Raw genomic sequence first — 3873 nt, 5'->3', positions numbered from 1 at the left:
GGTCAGGACATTAAAAGCGGATAGCGGAAAGAATTTGGCAACTTGTTCAGATTTTTTTGACAGGTATTACCCTCTCTATATGCCCGATAATACCCATTAATTTCAGCGCGATAGGAACAACAAAATCCTTTAACAACTTATCAAAAATATCCTGTTATCAATATTTCCCTGCCACGCATAATGTTGTTTTCAACACAACACACGACCCGTATAAAACCTGCAAAATAATCGCTGAGGAAATCTATAAATGAGCACATTCAATACACAAGACGGCACTCAAATTTATTTTAAAGACTGGGGTAAAGGTAAGCCGGTATTATTCAGTCACGGCTGGCCGCTGGATGCTGATATGTGGGACAGCCAGATGAATTTCCTGGCCGATCGCGGCTACCGGGTTATCGCTTTTGATCGCCGTGGTTTTGGCCGTTCAGAACAACCATGGGAAGGTTACAACTACGACACTTTCGCCTCTGATATCAATGATCTGATTGAGCATCTCGATTTGCAGGACGTGACGCTGGTCGGCTTCTCCATGGGCGGCGGCGACGTCACCCGTTACATCAGCCGTTACGGTTCAGAACGCGTCACCCGCCTGGTCCTGCTGGGTGCGGTCACACCGCTGTTTATTAAAACGGATGATCATCCGCAGGGTGTGGATAAATCCGTATTTGATGGTATCAAAGCCGGTTTACTGAAAGACCGTGCACAGTTCATCAGCGATTTTGCGACACCGTTCTACGGCACCAATCAGGGGATGACCGTTTCTGATGGCGTGATGACGCAGACGCTCAACATTGCACTGATGGCGTCGCTGAAAGGAACTGTTGATTGTGTTACGGCCTTCTCTGAAACGGATTTCCGCCCGGACATGGCGGAAATTACCGTACCGACGCTGGTTATTCACGGCAGCGCGGATCAGATAGTACCGTTCGAAGCCACAGGCAAACTGGCAGCAGAAATGATTAAAAACGCAGAGCTCAAAATCTATGAAGGCGCACCGCATGGTTTTGCTGTGACGCATCAGGATCAGCTGAACGACGATTTACTGGCATTCCTGACCGGTACTGCTCAGCGGTAAACAACGTCATCCGCAGAAACGAAAAGGCATTCCCGCAAAGGAATGCCTTTTTCTTTTGAGCCTGTTTTAAGCACTTCTTTTAACAAAGCAGCCGTCAGACTACCGGCAGTCTATCCAGAATCGCCTGTGCGGTATTCACGTCCGTCACTAATGAATTAATCATGCCTGAACGCACGGCACCGATAATCCCTGCCGCTTTTTCCGGCGTTGCCGCCACGCCGATAGTCAGCGGCGTTTTGCGCAACTGTTCAACCGAGGCCGCAATCATTCGCTCCTCGCCTTCCCAGTGCAATAACTCGCCCGTTCCCGTGAAGTAATGGCGCAGCACGTCGCCTGCGGCATCGCTCAGCGCCTGCTCGCCGGGTGTCGCGGTGGTGGATTCGCTCGGCTTCGGCGTATGCGTCAGGCCCACACCGACAATCGCCGCATCGAGCCTGTCCCACAGTGAAATGATTTCCTGCACACTCGGGTCCGAGAGAAACGCATCACGCAATTCCGCAGAAGAAAGATAAGGGGCATGCAGGAAATACGGCGTGCCTTCCATCTGTTCCGCCGCGCGGCGCACGAACTCGGTTATCTGAAAATGCGGCGCAGATTGTTGCATACCGCCGTTGAGCGCCACGGTCATGATCCCCGGCAGACGAGGCATACCGGCCAGCGTGACTTCGCGCACCGCCCTTCCCCAGCCAATACCGAGCACCGATCCCGCCCCTAAACCGGCGTCCTGTAAAAGAGAAGCCAGCGGCGTCGCCAGTGCGCCGAGCACATTGCCCGGCGGCGCATCCACAACATACGCCTGTTTGAGCCCGAGACGTTTTATCAGATCTGCCGTCATGTCTTCCGGTGACGATAATCCCACCACTTCGATGCGCACAATCCCCGCCGCGCGGGCTTTATTCAGCAACCGGGAGATGGTTGCCGTCGACACATCCAGCTTGCGTGCAATCTCCACCTGAGACATATCAGACTCGTAATGCAGCTTCGCTACCAGATGCATCATGGCACGCGTTGCTGCAATATCTTGCAAAATTGGCTCTTTCAGCTTGAAATTCCTTTCAGTAATGAATTACACTCAAATCGTCGATTGAGGGATTATTGCGCAACACCTGTAAAAATGCAATGTGCCGGATCGGGCTTCAACCCTTGTAATACGGCATGTTACGCGATTTTCCACCCCGTTTATCCAGGGGGTAAACACAGAACGTCCAGTGTAATCGAGATTTTTTCATCTGTAATAAATTTCACGCAAAGGAGAGTTCCATGTCAAAAATGTCCACCTCAGAATTACGCAGCTATCAGCAGATTTGCGGTAAAAATGGCGCAATGATGGTGATCGCCTGTGACCAGCGCGGCGCCATGCGCAGCCTGCTCGCCAGCGATCCGCAACAACAATCTGCCATTTCAGAGCACGAACTCGGGCTGATTAAAGCCGACATCACGCAATATCTTGCCAGCAAAGCCTCCTGCGTACTGGTCGATCCGGTCTGTGCCGTGCCGCAACTGGTGGACAACGGCATCATTGCCCGCGACACCGCGCTGCTGATTGGCCTGGATGCATCAGGCTGGGATAATTCGCCGGAAGGTTATCGTCTGTCACGGCTGGTGGAGAATGTCGATGCGCGTCGTGTACGTGAACTCGGCGCGACCGGCGGTAAAATCATGGTGTATCTGCGTTCCGATCAGGAAGCGGCAAACCGTCATAACATTGATATTCTGCGCCAGTGCATTGAAGATTTCGCCCGCGAAGACCTGCTGCTGGTGGTGGAGTTCCTGACCTATAAACTCGACAACGAAACCGGGGAAGAATATAAAGAAAAAGTCCCGTCTCTGATTTATGGCGGCACGAAGATTTGTCTGGAATGCGGGGCTAAGGTGTTGAAACTGCCCTATCCTGGCTCAAAACAAGCCTGTGCTGACATCACGAAACTCGCGGGCGACGTGCCGTGGGCCGTGCTTTCTGCGGGCGTTGACCATTCCACCTTCCTCAAACAAGTGGCGGATGCCATGAGCGAAGGCGCATCAGGCGTTATCGCAGGCCGATCATTGTGGAAAGACTGCATCTCACTGGACCGCAACGCGACGAAATCCCGTCTGGAATCGCTGGCGGTACCGCGTCTGAACGAACTTCAGGCCGTCATTGAGCAGCATTTCCATGCACCGGCACACAACCAGACACAACAGGTGGAACATGTCTGAAAACAGAAGCGCCTCACGAAATGGCTTTACCGGCAAACGCGTCATCCTGGTGAACGGGATCCCGGCGTCAGGTAAAAGCCGGCTCGCCGTTGAGCTTTCTGCATACAGTGGCTGGCTGCAACTGTCGCTTGATGGCATTAAAAACCCATTTCTTCAGCGATTAGAGAATGTTGACCGTCCTTTTAACCGCGTGCTCGGGCTGGCAAGTTATCAGGTTATCTGGGACATCATCGGCGGCGCGCCTCAGGGCAGCACTTTTATTGTCGATGCGTGGTTTGGTTTTCAGCCCAAAGAGGTATTGCAGGATTATCTGCAACGGGCGGGCGCATCACAGGTTGTGGAAATCTGGTGCCAGATTGATGCTGAACGTGCGGCCGAACGATTTTTCTCACGACTGGGCGAACGTTTACCGGGACATGTCGGGGCAGAATATATTCCCGAATTAAAAATTCTCGCCGGAAATGCACGACCAATAACCTCAGGGCCAGTGTATTCTGTGGACCAGAATGTTATCGGACAAAATAAGCCTGTGAACATTGTTGATATTCATACGTGGATAATTAATGTATTCCACACACAACTCCAATAAATACCTGAAC

General features: G+C 52.1%; 4 protein-coding genes. 3 read left to right on the top strand and 1 reads right to left on the bottom strand.

Annotated features, from left to right (window positions below):
* Positions 1-247 precede the first annotated feature (247 nt).
* Positions 248-1078, top strand: a complete 831-nt coding sequence (locus J1785_RS02760) for an alpha/beta fold hydrolase (RefSeq protein WP_217218756.1) — start codon at positions 248-250, stop codon at positions 1076-1078.
* A gap of 94 nt (positions 1079-1172) precedes the next feature.
* Here J1785_RS02760 and J1785_RS02755 read toward each other — a convergent pair whose 3' ends face one another.
* Positions 1173-2105 (bottom strand): sugar-binding transcriptional regulator, encoded by a 933-nt coding sequence (locus tag J1785_RS02755; RefSeq protein WP_129953875.1) that lies wholly within the window; start codon positions 2103-2105, stop codon positions 1173-1175.
* A 233-nt stretch (positions 2106-2338) separates the two neighbouring features.
* On the opposite strand from J1785_RS02755, the gene J1785_RS02750 reads away from it, so the two are divergent.
* Both J1785_RS02750 and J1785_RS02745 read left to right on the top strand, forming a co-directional pair.
* Positions 2339-3274: a tagatose-bisphosphate aldolase gene (locus tag J1785_RS02750; RefSeq protein ID WP_129991491.1), complete on the top strand. Its 936-nt coding sequence runs from the start codon at positions 2339-2341 to the stop codon at positions 3272-3274.
* Positions 3267-3863: a P-loop nucleotide/nucleoside kinase family protein gene (locus J1785_RS02745; RefSeq protein ID WP_217218755.1), complete on the top strand. Its 597-nt coding sequence runs from the start codon at positions 3267-3269 to the stop codon at positions 3861-3863. The genes J1785_RS02750 and J1785_RS02745 overlap by 8 nt, the downstream gene beginning before the upstream one ends.
* Positions 3864-3873 lie beyond the last annotated feature (10 nt).

It is taken from the genome of Rahnella perminowiae (genome assembly GCF_019049755.1).
In the GTDB taxonomy this organism is placed as follows: Bacteria; Pseudomonadota; Gammaproteobacteria; order Enterobacterales; family Enterobacteriaceae; genus Rahnella; species Rahnella perminowiae.
The sequence above is the reverse complement of the archived record's forward strand: the minus strand, read 5'-3'. Positions and strand labels throughout refer to the sequence as shown.